Below are 16,980 nucleotides of genomic sequence, written 5' to 3'. Positions count from 1 at the left end.
CCCCGCACGATGCCGAGATCGTGAGGGTTTGGTCCAACATCCTTGGACCAGACCCTCACGATCTTTGTCGAGGGGAGGGGAGTTCGCCTCGTGCGAGCCTCAGTAGAGGCGGCGGTCGTCCGGGCCGTGCACGCGATACCAGCGGTAGCCGTAGCCGTCGAGCACGACCTCGATCCGGCCCTCGTCGTCGAGCCGGCACTCCTCACCGGTGAACACGTCGACCAGCACCGTGCCCGGCTCCTCGTCGAGGGAGAACGCCACCGTGACCCCGTCCGGCGAGAAGTTGTGCAGGGTGATGACGCTGTTCTCCTCGTGCCGGCAGCGCAGCGCGAGCACCGCCGTGTGCGGCTGCTCGATCACCTCGTGGTGACCCCACCCCAGCTCCGGGTGCTGCCGGTAGCGGAAGATCAGGTCGCGCACGAAGGCGTACTGCGAGTCGGGGTCGCTGCGCTGGTCGGCCACGTTGACGTGCTCGGGCGAGTAGCCGTCGGACGGCAGCGGCGCCACGAGCTTGCGGACGCCGGCCGTGCTGAAGCCGGCGCTCGACTCGGGGGTCCACTGCATGGGGGTGCGCACCGCCATACGGCCCTCCTCGGAGAGCACCTCGCCCATCCCGATCTCCTCGCCGTAGAACAGGGAGGGGGTCCCCGGGAGGGAGAACAGCAGCGAGTAGGCCATCCGGATCCGGCGGGGGTCGCCGCCCATCATCGAGGGCAGGCGACGCTTGAGCCCGCGGCCGTAGACCTGCATCTCCGGCTCCGGGCCGAAGGCGTCGAAGACCTCCTGGCGCTCCTTGTCGGTCAGCTTGTCCAGGGTGAGCTCGTCGTGGTTGCGCAGGAAGTTGGCCCACTGGGTGCCGTGGGACAGCTGCGGGCGCTGCCCGAGCGCCTTGACCAGCGGGGCCGGGTCCTGCCGCGCTAGCGACAGGTAGGCCGCCTGCATCCCGATGAAGTCGAACTGCATCGTGAGGCCGTCACCGTGCTCCTCGCCGAAGAAGGTGTACTGGTCCTTGTAGGGGATGTTGACCTCGCCGAGGATGATCCCGTCACCGGTGCGGCGGCCGACCATGGCGCGGATGTCGCGCAGGAAGTCGTGCGGGTCGCCGAAGGCCTCGATCTCCTCGGGCGTGTTGCCCTCGGTGGAGAAGATGAAGGGCACGGCGTCGATCCGGAAGCCGTCGACGCCGAGCTGAGCCCAGAACCCGATGATCTTGAAGATCTCGTCGCGCACCTTGGGGTTGGCGATGTTGAGGTCCGGCTGGTGCTTGTAGAAGTTGTGGAGGTACCACTCCCCCGTCTTGTCGTCCTTCTCCCAGATGGAGACCTCCTGGTCGGGAAAGACGACCTTGTCGGACGTGTCCGGCGGGGTGTCCGAGCGCCAGACGTACCAGTCGCGGTAGGGGTTGTCGGTGCTCTTGCGGCTCTGCTTGAACCACGGGTGCTGGTCGGAGGTGTGGTTGATGACGAGGTCGATGATCACCCGCATCCCCCGGTCGTGGGCGGTGCGGGTGACCTCGACGAAGTCACCCAGGTTCCCGAGGCGCGGGTCGACGTTGTAGAAGTCGGTGATGTCGTAGCCGTCGTCGAGGTCGGGGCTGGGGAAGTAGGGCATGAGCCACAGGCAGGTCACCCCGAGCTCGGCCAGGTAGTCGATGCGTCCGGCGAGGCCGGCGAAGTCGCCGATCCCGTCGCCGTTGCCGTCGTTGTAGGTCTCGACGTCGAGGCTGTAGATGACGGCGTTCTTCCACCACAGGTCGCCGGTCTCGGTGATGCGCATGGGTTCTCCTCGGGTGCTCGGTCGGGGGCCGGGGATGCGTATGCCGCGCGCCCGCCGCGTGCCGGGGCGGGGCGATGGGCGCGGCTCAGCCGCGCAGCTGGGGCACCACGTGCTCGGCGAAGGTCTCGATGAACTGCGCCTGGGACTGGCCGACGTGGTGCAGGTAGACCTCGTCGAAGCCCAGGTCCACCATCTCCTTGACCTGGGCGGCGATGGCCTGGTGGTCGGAGCTGACGATGACCGACTGGGCGATCTGCTCGTCGGAGACGTTCTGGCTGACGACGTCGAGCTGGCTCGTGGTCAGGTCCCAGCACACCGGCGGCGGGAACACGTTGGTGCTCCACTGGTCCCGGGCGATCTCCCAGGCCTCGTCCTCGGTGGGGGCCCACGAGACGTGCACCTGCAGGGTGAGGGTGCCGGCTCCGCCGGCCTCGCGGTATGCCGCGACCAGCCCCTTGAGCGTGTCCAGGGGCTGGTTGATGGTGGCCACCCCGTCCGCCCAGGCCGCTCCCTGGCGGGCGGTCTCGACGGAGACCGCAGGCTGGATGAGCTCTGGCAGCTTCTCCGGCAGCGTCCAGAGCCGGGCCTCGTTGACCGTGACGTGCCCCTTGTGCGTGACGGTCTCGCCGCGGTGCAGGCGACGGATGATGTCAGCGCACTCCAGCAGACGCTCCTGCCGCTCCGCCTTGGGCGGCCACGCCTCACCCGTGATGAACTCGTTGGAGTACTCCCCCGACCCGAGGGCCACCCAGAAGCGGCCGGGGAACATCTGGGCCAGGGTGGCCGAGGCCTGGGCGATGATCGCGGGGTGGTAGCGGTAGCCCGGCGCGTTGACGCAGCCGAGGCGCAGGTCGGTGCTCGCGAGGGCGGCGCCGAGCCAGGACCAGGCGAAGCCCGACTGGCCCTGCCTGGAGCCCCACGGCGCCCAGTGGTCCGAGCACATGGCGGCGTCCCAGCCGGCCTGCTCCGCCAGCTGCACGTCGGCGAGCAGCTGGCGTGGAGAGATCTGTTCGTGCGAGCAGTGGAATCCAACGACAGTCATTGCTGACCCCTACCCGGTGCGTCGGCGCCGGAACCTCGCCCGATCAGCGGTTGTCCGACCCGGAGAGTCGTGTGCGCCCCGGGTGGTCACCGGGGCGCACACGATCACGAGGTGCGCGTCAGTCGAAGAAGGTCAGGACGGCCTCGACGACCCGCTCCTGGTCGGCCTCGGTCAGGTCGGTGGAGCAGGGCAGGGACACGCCGCGGGCGAACAGGTCGTCGCCGACGTCCCCACCGAGCACCGTGGAGCCGGCGAACGGCGGTTGCGCGTGCAACGGCCGCCACAGGGCCCGGCCCTGGACCTGGCGCGAGTTCAGGTGCGCGATGAACGCGTCCCGACCGCCCTTGTCCTCGGGCACGAGGACGGAGTAGAGCCAGTCGTTGGACTCGGTCCCCTCGATCCGCGGGGGGAGCGTGAGCGGCAGCTCGGCGAAGGCCTCGTCGTAGCGCCGCGCGATGCGGTGCTTGGCCTCGAGGAAGCCCGGCAGCCGCTCCAGCTGCGCGAGCCCGAGGCCGGCGGCGATGTTGGTGAGGCGGTAGTTGTAGCCGACCTCGTCGTGCAGGTAGCCGATGTCGGGCACCTTGGCCTGGGTGGTGAGGTGCTTGGCCCGTCGGGCCAGGGCCTCGTCGTCGGTCACCAGCATGCCCCCGCCGCCGGTGGTGGCGACCTTGTTGCCGTTGAACGAGTAGCACCCGATGCGGCCGACGGTGCCCGTATGACGTCCCGCCAGCTCCCCGGTCGTCCAGGTCGCGCCGAGCGACTCGGCGGCGTCCTCGAGCACGGCCACGCCGAACCGCTCGCAGATCTCGACGAGCCGGTCCATGTCGGCCGGCTGGCCGAGCACGTGAACCACCTCGAGGACCTTGGGCAGGGGCTCGCCCGCGTCGACGCGTCGCTGGAGCTCGGTCTCGACCAGGTCGGGGTCGAGGTCCCAGGACGCGTCGCTGTCCACGAGGACGGCGCGGGCGCCGAGGTAGGCGATCGGGTTGATGGACCCGACGAAGGTGAAGTCGCTGACCATCACCTCGTCGTCGCGCTCGACGCCGAGCAGGATCAGCGCGACGTGCAGGGCGGCCGTGCCCGAGGAGGTCGCGACGGCGTAGCCGGCGCCGACATACTCAGCGAACCGCTCCTCGAACTCGGACACGAAGGGCCCGACGGAGGACACGAACCCGGACTCGACGGCCTCCAGCACGTAGCGCCGCTCGAGCTCGCCGATGTTGGGGACGGACAGCGGCACGAAGCCCTGCTCGTGGGCACCGGGGGCGTTCGCCTCGCCGCCCACGCTGTGGCGGGCGCTCGTCGCGGCGCCGGCGTCCGGGGTGCCTGAGGCGGTCTCGGCGTCGCTCATCGGTGGTACCTCGCGGCCTTGTCGGCGTCGACGCGCGGGCGCAGCCACTCGGCCACCTGGGCCAGGCCGTCCTCGAGCGAGACCGTGGGCTCCCAGCCCAGCAGCTCCTTGGCCTTGCGGGGCTCGGAGAGCAGGATCTCGACCTCGGACCCGGCGGGACGGATGCGCTCCTCGTCGGTGACGATGCGGGCGGACGAGCCGGTGACCTGCTTGCAGATCTCGACGATCTCGCCGATGGAGTCCGTGCGGCCGGTGCCCAGCTGGATGACCTCGCCCGGCGGGACGTCCGTCAGCGCGGCGCGCACGAAGCCGTCCGCGGTGTCGGTGGCGAAGGTGAAGTCGCGCTTGGGCGAGACCGCCCCGAGGCGGATCTCCTCGGCACCCACGAGCATCTGCGACAGGACCGTCGGGATGACGGCGCGGGTCGACTGGCGCGGCCCGTAGGTGTTGAACGGCCGCAGGATCGTCACCGGCGTCTCGAAGGACAGCGCGTAGGACTCGCACATCTTGTCCGCGCTGATCTTGGTGGCGGAGTAGGGCGACTGGCCGCGCAGCTCGTGGGTCTCGGTGATCGGCACCTCCTTGGGGGTGCCGTAGACCTCGGAGGTGGAGGTGTTGACCAGGCGCGGCGTCCCGTGCCGGCGGACCGCCTCGAGGACGTTGAGCGTGCCGATCACGTTGGTCTCGACGTAGGAGCGGGGCGCGACGTAGGAGAAGGGGATCGCGATGAGGGCCGCCAGGTGCAGGACGACGTCCATGCCCTCGACCGAGGCCATCACGTGCTCGGGGTCACGGATGTCGCCGAGCACGACCTCGGCCTGCCCGTCCTTGAGCGCCTGCTGGAAGCTCGGTGACTCGTCCAGCCAGCCCAGGGACCCGTTGGAGTTGTAGAGGCAGAAGGCCGAGACCTGCGCCCCGTCGGCGACGAGCCGCTCGACGAGGTGCGAGCCGATGAACCCGTCCGAGCCGGTCACGAGGACCCGCTTGCCCTTGAGAGTGGCTACGGAGGACGAGTCCTGCTGCGGTGCGGTCATGTTCACGCCTGTCCTTTCGCGCGGGCAAGGTCCTTGGGGGTGCCCACATCGATCCAATCCGATGACATCGTCCACGTGGCGACCCGATCACCACGGTCCAGCAACTGTTGCACGAGCTCCGGCATGGTGCTGGGTCGCCCGTCCGGGAGGAGCCCGAGGGCGTCGGCGTCGACGGCATACACGGCCGTGTTGATGTCGACGCTGATCGTCGGCTTCTCGCTGATCCCCGTCACGAAGCCCGCGTCGTCGCAGTCCACGACGCCGAACGGGATCTCGTGCTGGTAGCTGCGGGTCGCCATGGTCAGCCGGGCCCCGCTGCGCTCGTGCCGGTCGATGAGCTCCTGGGCGCCGAACTGCACCATGAGGTCACCGTTCATCACCAGGACGGGGTCGTGCAGGTCCGGGCGCCGGTCGCGCAGGAGCGTCAGCGAGCCGGCGGTCCCGAGCGGGTTGTCGGGCTCCTCGCGCAGGTAGTGCACCTGGCACCCGAGCCGGGACCCGTCCCCCAGGTGCTCCTCGATCTGCTCTGCGAGGTAGTTGACGCTGACGTAGATCTCGCGGATGCCGTCGCCCACGAGGTTGAGGATGATCCACTCGAGGATGGTGCGCCCGGCGACGGTCATCAGCGGCTTGGGGCGGTCCCTGGTGAGCTCGCCGAGCCGGGTCCCCTTGCCACCGGCCATGATCACGGCGACGTTGGGCAGCGGCTCGCTGCCGACCACGTCGAAGAGCGTGTGCAGCCCGACGAGCCGGCCACCCTCGTCGACCTCGGGGACCACGGTGAGGTGTCGTGCGCGCAGCAGGTCGAGCACGAGGGCCCGGGGCGACCCGGCGCTGACGGTGGACGGGGTCTTGGTGGCGAACGGCAGGGCCGGGTCGTCCAGGGCGGCGCCGGCCAGGAGAGCACGCCGGATGTCCCCGTCCGTGAGCAGCCCCTGCAGCACCCGGTCGGGCGAGGTGATGAGCGCGACCGTGGTGGCGGCCGCGTCGATCACCTGGAGCGCCTCACGGATCGTCCCCGTCTCGGCGATGCAGGTGCGGTGCAGGTCGCGCGCGGTCATCGGTCGGCTCCTTCGATCTCGGCGAACGGCTTGGTGCGGTCGCTCGCCGGCGCCCGGCGGACCACCGCCAGGACCCGCGCGGCGGCGTCCCCACGACCATAGGGGTTGACCACGGCCGCCGCCGCGGCCCGGCCCTCGGGCGACAGGGCACGATCGATCGCGGCACGCACCGCGGCGTAGCCCTCGGCGGCGTGGATGACGTTGTCGCCCCGCAGTCGTCCCCGCTGCCGCTCGCCGACGTCCACCGCGGGGACGTGGGCGCTGGCGGCCTCGATGATCCCGGACGAGGAGTTGCCGACGACGACGTCGACGGCGTGCAGCGCCCGGGGGTAGCGGCTGCCCAGGGACTCGACGACCACCAGCTGGGGGTGGTCGAGCGCCGCCTGCTCGAGGACGGCGAGGATCTCCTCGCGGCCGGTGTCCAGCCCCGGGTGCGTGGCGAGCACGGTGCCGCAGGTGTCCAAGGTCGCCTGCAGGGCCTCGGCCGCCCACTCCCCCACCGGCACGTCGCCCTCGGCGGTGGGCGGGTGGTAGGTGAACATCGCGAGCGGTCGCAGCACGGGAACGCCGAGCAGGTCGGCGAGCTCGGCGTCGGTCAGCGCAGTGGAGGACGCGAGCCGGTCGAGCCCCGGCGCGCCGGTCACGTGGATGCGGTCGGCAGGCTCTCCCATCTGCCGCACACGGCGTCCGGCGTCCGGCGACGCCACGCAGTGCTGGTCGGCGAGCTTGGTCACGGCGTGGCGGACCCGCTCGTCGACGGCCCCCTCGGTCACCTCGCCGCCGTGCAGGTGTACGACCGGTATGCCGAGCAGGAAGGCCGTCGGCACGACGTGGAGGAGCTCCCAGCGGTCGCCGAGGACCACGAGGGTGTCGGGGCGCAGCGCGGGCAGCAGGCGCCCCGCGCCCTCCGCGAGGTGGGCGCCGTGCCGGACCACGGCCGCCGGGTCGAGGTGCTCGACCGGCGGGCACAGGGCGTGGAGGCGCCCGTCGACCACGGCGTGCGGGGCGACGTCACGCAGCGCGGACGCCAGGGAGTCCACGTCGTAGGCCACGCCGGTGAGCAGGTGCAGCTCGACGTCCTGGTCGTCGGCCAGGGCGGTGATGACGGGCGAGAGCGGGCCCAGGTCGGCCCGGGTGCCGACGAAGACCGCCACCCTCTGGGGGGCCTGCGTCATCGGGCCGCCCCAGCGGCGGGTGCGTCCGGGGCGAGGTCCGCGTCGACGATCTGGGCGCCGGCAGCCACGTCGCGGGCCAGCACGCGCCCGCGGATGTCCACGGCCGGGCTGATGCCGCCCTCGGGTCGGAGCAGGGACAGGTCCGCACCGTCCAGCGTCGAGCCCGCGCGCAGGTCACGGCCGGCGTGCCAGCTGCGGCGCACGAGCACCGCGTTGTCCTGCTCCGAGGGCTGGCGCACCTTGACCCCGTCGCCGAGACCGACCGCGAGGGCCTTGGTGGACCTGACGTAGTCCGCGAGCTCGGCGGGCTCGAGGCTGGCCATGTGGTCGGGTCCGGGCATCGTGCGGTCCAGCGTGAAGTGCTTCTCGAGGACGGGGGCGCCGAGCGCCACCGCCCCCAGCGCCGTCTGCAGGCCGGGCGTGTGGTCGGACCAGCCGACGGGGACGCCGTGCGCGGCCTGCATCGCCGGGATGGCGCGGAGGTTGCACTCCTCGATGGGCGCGGGATAGGCCGACACGCAGTGGAACAGCACCAGACCGGGGGCCTCGGCGCAGGCGTCGACGGCCGCGGCGACCTCGTCGGAGGTGCCCATGCCGGTCGAGACGAGCATCGTCACGCCCAGGCGGGCGAGCTCGCGCAGGTAGGGCAGGTTGGTGAGCTCGCCGCTGGAGACCTTCATCGCCGGCAGGCCCAGCTCGGCGAGCGCGTGGGCGCTGTCGAGGTCGAACGGGGTGGACAGGAACTCCAGCCCGCGCTCGTGGGTGTGGGCCTGGAGCTCGGCCCACGCCGTCATCGGCAGGGTGAGCGCCTCCAGCAGCGATCGCTGGTCCTGGGCACCGCCGCGGTCCCGCTGGTACGGGGTGGTCGCGGCGACGCTCGACACCAGCTTGGCCGCGTCGAAGGTCTGGAACTTGACCGCGTCGGCGCCCGCCTCGGCAGCGGTGTCGACCAGGCGGTGGGCGGTCTCCAGGTCGCCGTTGTGGTTGACCCCGGCCTCGGCGATGACGTAGACGTCCCGCTCGGTCGGGATCGTCCTGTCCCCGATGCTCGCTGCTCGCACGCTCACTGCTGCTCCTCCGTCTGCTCGTCCTGCTCGTCGTCATGGTCGTCGATGCTGCGCGCCGGGACCCCGGCCACGCGGTGGCCGTCGGGCACGTCCCGTATGACGACCGCGCCCGCCGCCACCACGCATCCGGCCCCGACGCGGACCCCGGGCAGGACGCGGGCCCCGCTGCCCACGAGCGTCAGGTCTCCGACGCTCGCGCCCCCCAGCACCACGGCCCCCGGCGCCACGTGCACGCCGTCGCCCACCACGACGTCGTGCTCCACCACGGCGGCGGTGTTGACGATCACGGCTCGGCCGATGCGAGCCGACGGACCGACGTGCGCGTGCTCCAGCACGACGGTGCCTTCGCCGACGGCGCAGTCGGGGGCGACGGTGGCGGTGGCGGCCACGACGGGCGGCATCGAGGCGTGCGGCCACGCGGCGTCCACGACTCGCAGCCGGACGTGGTTGGCGCCGATCCCGGGGACGAGGGCAACCCCCTGGCTGCGTGCCAGGGCGAGGGCCGCCGCGTCGTCGGCCAGGAGCCGCACGTGGCCCGGCCAGGCGCCCTGGGGGGTGCCGCTGACGGCCACCACCCGTGCCCCGGCGCGGCGCAGGACGTCGGCGACGCTGCGTGCGTGGCCCCCGGCTCCCAGCACGGCCCACGGGGCGTCGGTCTGGGGGTTCGGTGCGGGCACCCGTCCAGCATAGTGACGAGCGCCGCTCTCCCCCCGCCCCCGCGCCGGGAGGGCCGGGCGGGCAGGGCAGGACGGGCAGGACGGCGGCGTGTGACCCCGCCGGCCCAGCAGGCGCGTGGCACCATGGGGCGCACATCGCAGCCAGGAGGTGCCCGTGCACGCAGTCGTCCGAGGGGGCGGGTCGATCGGCGCACGGCACGTCGAGGTCCTGCGCTCCCTGGGCCTCTCCGTCGACCTGTGGCCGGTCCGGCCGCGCCCCCCGGCTGCCGGGATCCTCGACGACCAGGAGGGGCCGTCGGCCTGCGCCAGGGCCGATCTCGTGGTGGTCGCCACCGACACCGGACGGCACGTCGGTGACGCCGTGGCCGCGCTCGACGCGGGGGCGGACCGCGTCCTGGTCGAGAAGCCCCTGTCCCCCACCGCCGCCGACGCCGAGCCGCTGGCCCGGCACGGTCGGGCCGACCGGGTGCGCGTCGCCGCGCCCCTGCGCGGGCACCGGGCCTACGCCGCTGTCCTCGACCTGGTCGGTGGCGCGAGCCGACCGCTGTCGGCCCACGTCTCCTGCCAGTCCTGGCTCCCCGACTGGCGGCCGGGGCGCGACTACCGCGAGAGCTACTCCGCCCGCGCCGACGAGGGCGGGGTGCTGCGAGACCTCGTCCACGAGCTCGACTACGCTACGGCCCTGCTCGGGCGGCCCGAGCTGTCCTGGGCCGCCCTCGACCGCTCCGGCCCCCTGGAGATGAGCGCCGAGCAGGCCGCGACGCTCGCGTGGACGACACCGGCCGGCGACCGGGTCCTGGCCCGGCTGGACTACGTCTCCAGACCCGGCCGTCGGCAGCTGTGCCTCGACGGACCCGACCTCCGCGTCGACTGGGACGTGCTGTCCCACACCGTGGTCCACGTCGACGCCCAGGGGCAGCGGCACGAGCGCACCTACGCCGACGACGCCGACCGCAACGCCATCATGGCCCGTCAGGCCAGGGCCCTCCTCGACGAGGGCCCTGGCCCGGCGGCACCGGCCGACCCCGCCGCACCACCCACGCTCGCGGAGGCGCTCGAGACCGTGCGCCTGTGCGATCGCGCCCGGGGGACCGACCCCCCGTCGGCCCCCACCCGTCCCGATCGGAGGACCCCATGACCGGCCCGACCAGGAAGCCCGCTCCCCCGACCCCGGCGGAGCCCGGCGACGGCGCCCCGCGCGTGCTCGCGGTCATCCCCGCCCGGGGCGGGTCCAAGGGCCTCCCCGGCAAGAACGTCCGTGAGCTGGCCGGGCTGCCCCTGATCTGCCACAGCATCAAGGCCGCCGCCCTGTGCCCGGGCATCACCCGCTGCATCGTCTCCACCGACGACCCGGAGATCGCCGAGGTGGCGCGCACCCACGGCGGGGACGTGCCCTTCCTGCGTCCGGACCGGCTCGCGACCGACTGGACCCCCATGGGGCCGGTGATGCAGCACGCGCTCGAGACCGTGGAGCAGCAGGAGGGTTCGACCTACGACGTCTTCGTCCTGCTCGACCCGACCAGCCCCTCGCGGATCCCGCAGCAGATCGCCGAGGCCATCTCCCAGCTGCACGACTCCCCGGACCTCGACGGCGTCATCAGCGTGTCCGAGCCGACCTTCCAGCCCACCTGGGTCGGCGTCCGCGAGACCACGCCGTCCGGACCCGTGGAGCGCTACTACGCCGAGGGGCGGGGTGTCACCCGCCGCCAGGACACGGGCCGCTTCCTGCGCATCAATGGCAACTTCTACGTCTGGCGGGCGGACTTCGTGCGCCGCCTGCAGGTGTCCTGGTTCGACGAGGGCCGGCACGGGATGTACGAGATCCCGGAGCCGCAGGCCTTCTCCATCGACGACGAGTACGAGTTCCGGCTCATCGAGGCGCTGCTGGGCGCCGGGCTGCTGGACCTGCCGTGGCTCGGCGCCGGCAGCAACAGCGACAGCGACAGCGACAGCGACAGCGACGACGGCGACCGGCAGGAGGCAGGGCGATGAGCGGCGACGCCGGGTCCCTCGAGGGCCGCACCGCGGTGGTGACCGGCGGGGCCGGCCCGCTCGGACGCACGTTGTGCGCCTCGCTCGCCGAGGCCGGTGCCCGGGTGGTCCTGGTCGACCGCGACACCGACCTGGTCGACCAGGCCCTGGCCGAGCTGCCCGCTGGCGATCATCGCGGGATCGTCGGCGACCTGCTGGACGCCGACGCCCTGGCCTCGGTGGTGGCGCAGGTCGAGCGGCTGGGCGCCTGCGACGTCCTCGTCAACAACGCCGCCTTCACCGGCACCTCGGGCGTCCCGGGCTATGCCGTCCCGTTCGAGGACCAGACCGACGACGCCTTCGAGCTGGCGCTGCGGCTCAACCTCACGGTGCCCTTCAGCCTGACCCGGCGCCTGCTGCCGCTCCTGCGGCGCACCGGCCACGGCAGCGTCGTCAACGTGTCCAGCATCTACGGCCTGGTCGGTCCCAACATGGGCCTGTATGCCGGGACGGTGATGGGCAACCCCGCGGCCTACGGCGCGTCCAAGGGCGGGATCGCCCAGCTGACGCGCTATCTCGCGACGGTGCTCGCCCCCGACGTGCGGTGCAACGCCTTCGCCCCCGGAGGGATCGCGCGCGGGCAGGCCGAGGAGTTCGTCGAGCGCTACGAGGGCCTCACGCCGCTGCGGCGCATGGCCACGGAGGACGACTTCCGCGGGGTCGTGCGCTGGCTCGCGTCCGACGAGTCGGCCTATGTCACCGGACAGGTGATCGCCGTGGACGGGGGCTGGACGGCCTGGTGACAACCCGCCGCAGCGTGTCGCGGACGCGGCCGAAGTGCCGCTCGAACAACCACCACCACAACACGCCCGCCCCGTTGCCCGCGGCCACGAGCAGGACGTAGAGCTCGATCCCCGTCACGCGGCCCTCGACCAGGTGCGCGAGCCAGATCATGACCGAGAAGTGCACGAGGTACAGCGAGTAGGAGTAGTCCGAGACGAAGGCCACCGGCCCGCGGGCTGGGCCGAGCACCCGTGACCAGTCGAGCATGTGGAAGCCGGAGACCACGGCCACCCCCGTCAGGACGCACACCGTGGGAGCGTAGACCCCGAGGTGGACGACGTCGAAGCACCACCACAGCCAAAGGACCGCCAGAACGGTGAGTCCCGCGTGCACGGACCGTGGGACGGCCCGCATCGCCGGCGCCCACCAGGCATAGGCGAAACCGACCAGCCAGGAGAGCATCAAGCCGCTCCCCGTCTCGACGGTGCCGAGGACCGTGGCAGCCGCGAAGACCAGCGCGGGCAGGGCGGCGAGGCCGCGCCCGGTCGTCGGTCGGTGCAGCAGGACGAGGGCGACCAGGCCGAACCCGACGTAGATCCACCACTCCAAGGCAACGGTCCACCACGGCGCTGCGCTGCCCAGAGACCGTGCCGCGAGCGGCGCTCCCGTGGCGGCGGCAGCCTGGCGCAGGACGGAGTTGTCCTGCAGCATCAGGAGGTTGCTGAGCACGGTGGTGATGTCGTGCCTCACGACGATGAAGCGCGAGGATGCACTGCCGGAGAAGACCAGGCGGTCGATGAGGACGACGGCCACCATCGCGGGCAGCAGCGGGGTGAAGATACGGGCCCACCGGTCGACGAGATAGGCCCGGAAGCCGTAGGACGGGTCGCGTCGCCGACGCTGCACGGACATGGTGATCAGGTAGCCGGAGAGCACCAGGAAGATCACGACGCCGTAGGACTGGACGTGGAACTGATCCGGCCGAGCGCCCAGGCGGCCATCGCGCCCGCGGGCGGCGAACAGCGCCGGCAGGGCCAGCACGCTGGCGTGCCCCAGCACCACGAGCTGGGCGGACAGACCCCGGACCAGGTCGAAATAGGTCATCTGGTGCTTGAGGCCCGAGGTCATGGCCGCCACCCTAACGACCACCAGGCGGCACCCCGCGAAGGACTCTCGTGAGCCGCCTGCCAGAAATCTCCCAGGGATGGCACTATGTAGCCATTCATCACTCTTAGTAACAAGGGGAGACATGTACCAACGTCTACGCCTGCAGCGGGGAACCTCCCGTCTGCCCCTCGCCGTCACCGGTTCCCTGGTCATCGCTCTCGCCGCACCCGCCGTCGGGCCGGCCTCCGCCGAGAACGGTGCCGGCCCGAACCGTGACCGGATGACGACGACGTCGTCCGCCGAGCGGCTTCGTCCCGCCCCGGCCCGACCGTCCTCCTCCCCCGAGACCGTCGACCTGGGCCGGATGCAGGAGGGCACCTCGACCCGCAGGGGCGCCACCAGGCGACAGGGCTCCACCACAGGCTCCGCCACCGCGGTCACCCCGCAGTGCGCGGCCTTGGACCTGGACATCTCCCAGCTGCGCGATCGCACCGCGCTGCTGTGGACGCCGTCGGCCGCCCCGACCGGCACCATCACCGTGCAGCGGCGCATCTCGACGGGCACCCAGTGGCGAGCCGTGACCGCGGCCGCCGGGTCCGCCGGCGTCGCCGTCGACCGCGACACCGCGCCGAACGCACCGGTGGAGTACCGCCTCGTCGTGCCGTTCTCCACCGGGGTGCAGACCTGTTCGTTCGTCGACGGGAACGGCAATCCCGTCGACGGCCTCGCGATGTTCGAGGATGCCGGGCGTGGCACTCCCGACCTCGTGGTGTCGACGTGGGACAACGGCCCGCTCGTCATGCAGAACGACACGTCCGCCGGCATCCCGGTCGGCTCCGACGCCGGCACCGAGACCCCAGCGTTCTCCCCCGACGGCATGTGGCTCGCCGTCACCCGTGCCAACGCCTCCCAGGGCGGCGACCTCGTCCTGCGTCGCGCGGACGGGACCGGGGCAGTCACCACCGTCGCTCCCGGCGGCACCGACTACCACTCCGAGCCGTCGTTCTCACCTGATGGACGCAAGCTCGTCTGGACGGTCTACGACACTGACGGTGTCGCCCTGCGCACCATGGTGAGGGTCCTCGACACCGGCGCCACCACCACGGTGCCCCGCACCGCCGGGAGCGTCGTGCCCGAGCGTTCCACGTTCCTCGCCGACGGCATCACCACGGTGGGCGTGCGTCACGCCGCTGGGGGCTCCAGCGACCTGGTGCGCACCAGCACCGCCACGGGAGCCCAGTCCGTCATCGGCGCCCCGGGCGCCTATGACGTGTCGGTCGCCGCCAACGGGGCGATCCTGGCGGCGATCCGCAACGGCGACCAGTCGTCTTCTCTCGCCATCGTGAGCCCCGCGGGCCAGGTCACGGTGCGGTGGCGGGGGGCGGTCGGGCAGCGGGTGGCCAATCCTCGGCTCACGCAGGACCGTCGGGCCTACTACCTGCGCATCGACACCGACCCGACGCCGGCCGACGCCACCAACGGCGACGCCTACACCGGCATCTACCGCCTGACCGACAGCACGCCCCAGCTGACCCGGGGCGGGGCGACGGCAAGCGATCCGCTCGCCGTCGCCAGGTACTTCGACGTCCGCCAGACCTCCCCGAAGTCGACCTCCGACTTCACCGGGGACGGGTACAACGACCTGCTGGCCAAGGATGCCTCCGGGACGCTCTGGCTCTACCGCAACAGCACCAGCCCGCAGAGTCCGCTGTCGGCCCCGCGCACGTCCCTCGGGTCGGGCTGGGGGGTCTACAACCACGTCTTCTCGGTCGGCGACTGGGACGGCGACGGCCACGGCGACCTTGCCGCCCGTGAGCCCAACGGCGCCCTGTGGTTGTACCGCGGCAATGCCGCAGGCAGCCTCCAGCCGCGAATCTCCATCGGTGGCGGCTGGCACAAGTACGTCCCGGCGTTCGGCGGCGACTGGGATGGCGACACCAAGCCTGACCTCGTGGCACGCGACTGGAACGGCGTGCTGTGGCTGTACCCCGGCAACGGGCGCACGAGCTCGCCCGGCGCCGGCATGTTCTCCCCCCGTGTGCAGCTGGGGACCGGCTGGGCGCCCTTCAACGTGATCCTCGGGGTCGGCGACGCCAACTACGACAACCACTTCGACCTGCTCGTCCGCAACCGCAACGACGGCACCCTGCGCGTCTACACGTCCAAGGGCGTGGCGGCCGGAACCTTCGCGGGTGTCTATCAGCCGCGCGCCGGCAGCTTTGCCGCGATCCCCCAGATGACCGCCCCCGAGCGCTTCACCGGCTGGTTCAACAGCTTGTTGATGATCTCCCAGGACGGTCTCCTGCGGGACGTGCCCTTCGTCGACGAGTCCAGCCTCGGTTGGCCGGACTTCCAGCAGCAGGTGGGCGGCGGCGGCCTGTCCTACACCTGGCAGTCCTGACCACCCGCACGTGAAGGGGCTCGCGCAGTGGCGCGGGCCCCTTCACGTGCGTCGGGCCGTTGCCGGACGAGCCCGTCGTTCGCGCACCCGGGGGACGTCAGGAGGACTGGCGGGAGCGCAGCTTCTCGCCCTTGGCGTGCGCCTCGTCGCGCAGCGCCGCCTGGAAGGCCATCATCGCCTCGCGCACGCGCCGCGCCTCCTCACCCGGGCCAGAGCCGATGATGCGCGCGGCCAGCAGGCCGGCGTTGCGCGCGCCGCCGATCGACACGGTCGCGACCGGCACGCCGGCCGGCATCTGCACGATCGACAGCAGCGAGTCCATGCCGTCGAGATGCTTCAGCGGCACCGGGACCCCGATCACCGGCAGCGGCGTCACGGCCGCGAGCATCCCGGGCAGGTGCGCCGCACCCCCGGCGCCGGCGACGATCACCTGCAGCCCGCGCGAGGCGGCCTGCTCGCCATACGTGATCATCTCGGTCGGCATGCGGTGGGCCGAGACGACGTCCGCCTCGTAGGCGATGCCGAGCTCGTCGAGGGCCAGCGCCGCCTGCTCCATGACCGGCCAGTCGGAGTCGGAGCCCATCACGAGCCCGACGGCCGGGCCCTGAGAGTCATGGTCGGACCGTGTCATTCGGTGATCACTCCCTGGAGGTAGTCGCAGGCGTGGCGCGCTCGCGCCCGCAGGTCGTCGAGGTCGTCCCCGCTCACGTCGACGTGCCCGATCTTGCGGCCGGGGCGCACGTCCTTGCCGTAGAGGTGGAACTTCATCGCGGGGTCGCGCGCCATGAGGTGGCGGTAGGTCGCGTAGAGCTCGGGGTAGTCGCCGCCGAGGACGTTGCCCATCACGGTCCAGCGCGCCCGGGAGCGGGTCGAGCCGAGCGGCAGGTCGAGGACCGCCCGCAGGTGCTGCTCGAACTGGCTCGTGACCGAGCCGTCGATGGTCCAGTGGCCCGAGTTGTGGGGGCGCATCGCCAGCTCGTTGACCAGGTATGCCGGACGGCCGTCGCCGTCACGCGTCTCGAAGAGCTCCACCGCCATGACGCCGGTGACACCCAGCTCCCCGGCGATGCGCAGCGCGGACTCGCTCGCCCGCGAGGCCAGCTCGGGGTCGAGGTCCGGCGCGGGGGCCAGCACCTCGGTGCAGATCCCGTCGGTCTGCACGGTCTCGACGACCGGCCAGACGGCGGCCTGCCCGGACGGCGAGCGGGCGACGAGGACGGCCAGCTCGCGCGTGAACCCGACCATGGCCTCGGCGAGCAGCCCGTCAGCCATCGTGGTCCCGTGCTCGCCGTCGGTCCCACCGGCACCGGCGGCCTCGACGGCGTCGAGCCAGTCGCGAGCGTCGTCCGGGCCAGTGACCACCCGGACCCCCTTGCCGTCGTAGCCTCCTCGCGGCGTCTTGAGCACGAGCGGCCAGCCGACCCGTCGGCCGAAGGCCTCGAGGTCGGCGCGGCTCGTCACGTGCGCCCAGTCCGGGCAGGGGATGCCGAGGGCCCTGAGCCTGCGCCGCATGACCAGCTTGTCCTGGGCGTGCA

Annotated in this window: 15 protein-coding genes; 4 read left to right on the top strand and 11 right to left on the bottom strand. The window is 72.2% G+C overall.

The window, feature by feature from the left end:
* Positions 1-99 precede the first annotated feature (99 nt).
* From B2P18_RS02375 to B2P18_RS02340, 8 genes are all read right to left on the bottom strand, one after another.
* On the bottom strand, positions 100-1,776 hold the full coding sequence (locus B2P18_RS02375) for an alpha-amylase family protein (protein ID WP_286955705.1): 1,677 nt from the start codon (positions 1,774-1,776) through the stop codon (positions 100-102).
* Positions 1,777-1,861: 85 nt separating this feature from the next.
* Positions 1,862-2,818 (bottom strand): TIGR03885 family FMN-dependent LLM class oxidoreductase, encoded by a 957-nt coding sequence (locus tag B2P18_RS02370; RefSeq protein ID WP_286955704.1) that lies wholly within the window; start codon positions 2,816-2,818, stop codon positions 1,862-1,864.
* A 118-nt stretch (positions 2,819-2,936) separates the two neighbouring features.
* Positions 2,937-4,169 carry an aminotransferase class I/II-fold pyridoxal phosphate-dependent enzyme gene (locus tag B2P18_RS02365; protein ID WP_286955702.1) on the bottom strand — a complete coding sequence of 411 codons (1,233 nt, stop codon included), beginning with the start codon at positions 4,167-4,169 and terminating at the stop codon, positions 2,937-2,939.
* Positions 4,166-5,203 (bottom strand): GDP-mannose 4,6-dehydratase, encoded by a 1,038-nt coding sequence (locus tag B2P18_RS02360; protein ID WP_286955701.1) that lies wholly within the window; start codon positions 5,201-5,203, stop codon positions 4,166-4,168. The genes B2P18_RS02365 and B2P18_RS02360 overlap by 4 nt, the downstream gene beginning before the upstream one ends.
* A 2-nt stretch (positions 5,204-5,205) precedes the next feature.
* Positions 5,206-6,264 carry a nucleotidyltransferase family protein gene (locus B2P18_RS02355; RefSeq protein WP_286955700.1) on the bottom strand — a complete coding sequence of 353 codons (1,059 nt, stop codon included), beginning with the start codon at positions 6,262-6,264 and terminating at the stop codon, positions 5,206-5,208.
* Positions 6,261-7,439: a UDP-N-acetylglucosamine 2-epimerase gene (gene neuC / locus B2P18_RS02350; RefSeq protein WP_286955699.1), complete on the bottom strand. Its 1,179-nt coding sequence runs from the start codon at positions 7,437-7,439 to the stop codon at positions 6,261-6,263. The genes B2P18_RS02355 and neuC overlap by 4 nt, the downstream gene beginning before the upstream one ends.
* Positions 7,436-8,506 (bottom strand): N-acetylneuraminate synthase family protein, encoded by a 1,071-nt coding sequence (locus tag B2P18_RS02345; RefSeq protein WP_286955698.1) that lies wholly within the window; start codon positions 8,504-8,506, stop codon positions 7,436-7,438. The genes neuC and B2P18_RS02345 overlap by 4 nt, the downstream gene beginning before the upstream one ends.
* The gene (locus B2P18_RS02340) at positions 8,503-9,183 is read right to left on the bottom strand and encodes a NeuD/PglB/VioB family sugar acetyltransferase (RefSeq protein WP_286955697.1); all 681 of its coding nucleotides are present in this window, start codon (positions 9,181-9,183) and stop codon (positions 8,503-8,505) included. The genes B2P18_RS02345 and B2P18_RS02340 overlap by 4 nt, the downstream gene beginning before the upstream one ends.
* A gap of 154 nt (positions 9,184-9,337) precedes the next feature.
* Between B2P18_RS02340 and B2P18_RS02335 the strand changes: the two genes are divergently transcribed.
* From B2P18_RS02335 to B2P18_RS02325, 3 genes are read left to right on the top strand one after another with little or no spacing between them, the layout of a single operon-like run.
* Positions 9,338-10,321 carry a Gfo/Idh/MocA family oxidoreductase gene (locus tag B2P18_RS02335; RefSeq protein WP_286955696.1) on the top strand — a complete coding sequence of 328 codons (984 nt, stop codon included), beginning with the start codon at positions 9,338-9,340 and terminating at the stop codon, positions 10,319-10,321.
* On the top strand, positions 10,318-11,175 hold the full coding sequence (locus B2P18_RS02330) for a cytidylyltransferase domain-containing protein (RefSeq protein ID WP_286955695.1): 858 nt from the start codon (positions 10,318-10,320) through the stop codon (positions 11,173-11,175). Before B2P18_RS02335 ends, B2P18_RS02330 begins: the two co-directional genes overlap by 4 nt.
* The gene (locus B2P18_RS02325) at positions 11,172-11,957 is read left to right on the top strand and encodes an SDR family oxidoreductase (RefSeq protein ID WP_286955694.1); all 786 of its coding nucleotides are present in this window, start codon (positions 11,172-11,174) and stop codon (positions 11,955-11,957) included. The genes B2P18_RS02330 and B2P18_RS02325 overlap by 4 nt, the downstream gene beginning before the upstream one ends.
* Here the strand turns inward: B2P18_RS02325 and B2P18_RS02320 are convergent.
* On the bottom strand, positions 11,911-13,065 hold the full coding sequence (locus B2P18_RS02320; protein ID WP_286955693.1) for an acyltransferase family protein: 1,155 nt from the start codon (positions 13,063-13,065) through the stop codon (positions 11,911-11,913). The genes B2P18_RS02325 and B2P18_RS02320 overlap by 47 nt on opposite strands.
* A 121-nt stretch (positions 13,066-13,186) precedes the next feature.
* Between B2P18_RS02320 and B2P18_RS02315 the strand changes: the two genes are divergently transcribed.
* Positions 13,187-15,445: an FG-GAP-like repeat-containing protein gene (locus B2P18_RS02315; protein WP_286955692.1), complete on the top strand. Its 2,259-nt coding sequence runs from the start codon at positions 13,187-13,189 to the stop codon at positions 15,443-15,445.
* A 97-nt stretch (positions 15,446-15,542) separates the two neighbouring features.
* Here the strand turns inward: B2P18_RS02315 and purE are convergent, their stop codons facing one another.
* Positions 15,543-16,076, bottom strand: a complete 534-nt coding sequence (gene purE, locus B2P18_RS02310) for a 5-(carboxyamino)imidazole ribonucleotide mutase (RefSeq protein WP_034251826.1) — start codon at positions 16,074-16,076, stop codon at positions 15,543-15,545.
* On the bottom strand, positions 16,073-16,980 hold a 908-nt coding region (locus B2P18_RS02305; RefSeq protein ID WP_286955691.1), incomplete at its 5' end, for a 5-(carboxyamino)imidazole ribonucleotide synthase. The genes purE and B2P18_RS02305, both read right to left, overlap by 4 nt.

The sequence above is a fragment of the Arsenicicoccus sp. UBA2120 genome (assembly GCF_002330965.1).
Lineage (GTDB): Bacteria > Actinomycetota > Actinomycetes > Actinomycetales > Dermatophilaceae > Arsenicicoccus > Arsenicicoccus bolidensis.
The sequence above is the reverse complement of the archived record's forward strand: the minus strand, read 5'-3'. Positions and strand labels throughout refer to the sequence as shown.

Bases quoted from the DNA above. Each gene is read 5' to 3' on its own strand.
- B2P18_RS02375 (WP_286955705.1), bottom strand. From the start codon at position 1,776: ATGCGCATCACCGAGACCGGCGACCTGTGGTGGAAGAACGCCGTCATC.
- B2P18_RS02370 (WP_286955704.1), bottom strand. From the start codon at position 2,818: ATGACTGTCGTTGGATTCCACTGCTCGCACGAACAGATCTCTCCACGC.
- B2P18_RS02365 (WP_286955702.1), bottom strand. From the start codon at position 4,169: ATGAGCGACGCCGAGACCGCCTCAGGCACCCCGGACGCCGGCGCCGCG.
- B2P18_RS02360 (WP_286955701.1), bottom strand. From the start codon at position 5,203: ATGACCGCACCGCAGCAGGACTCGTCCTCCGTAGCCACTCTCAAGGGC.
- B2P18_RS02355 (WP_286955700.1), bottom strand. From the start codon at position 6,264: ATGACCGCGCGCGACCTGCACCGCACCTGCATCGCCGAGACGGGGACG.
- neuC (WP_286955699.1), bottom strand. From the start codon at position 7,439: ATGACGCAGGCCCCCCAGAGGGTGGCGGTCTTCGTCGGCACCCGGGCC.
- B2P18_RS02330 (WP_286955695.1), top strand. From the start codon at position 10,318: ATGACCGGCCCGACCAGGAAGCCCGCTCCCCCGACCCCGGCGGAGCCC.
- B2P18_RS02325 (WP_286955694.1), top strand. From the start codon at position 11,172: ATGAGCGGCGACGCCGGGTCCCTCGAGGGCCGCACCGCGGTGGTGACC.
- B2P18_RS02320 (WP_286955693.1), bottom strand. From the start codon at position 13,065: ATGACCTCGGGCCTCAAGCACCAGATGACCTATTTCGACCTGGTCCGG.
- B2P18_RS02315 (WP_286955692.1), top strand. From the start codon at position 13,187: ATGTACCAACGTCTACGCCTGCAGCGGGGAACCTCCCGTCTGCCCCTC.
- purE (WP_034251826.1), bottom strand. From the start codon at position 16,076: ATGACACGGTCCGACCATGACTCTCAGGGCCCGGCCGTCGGGCTCGTG.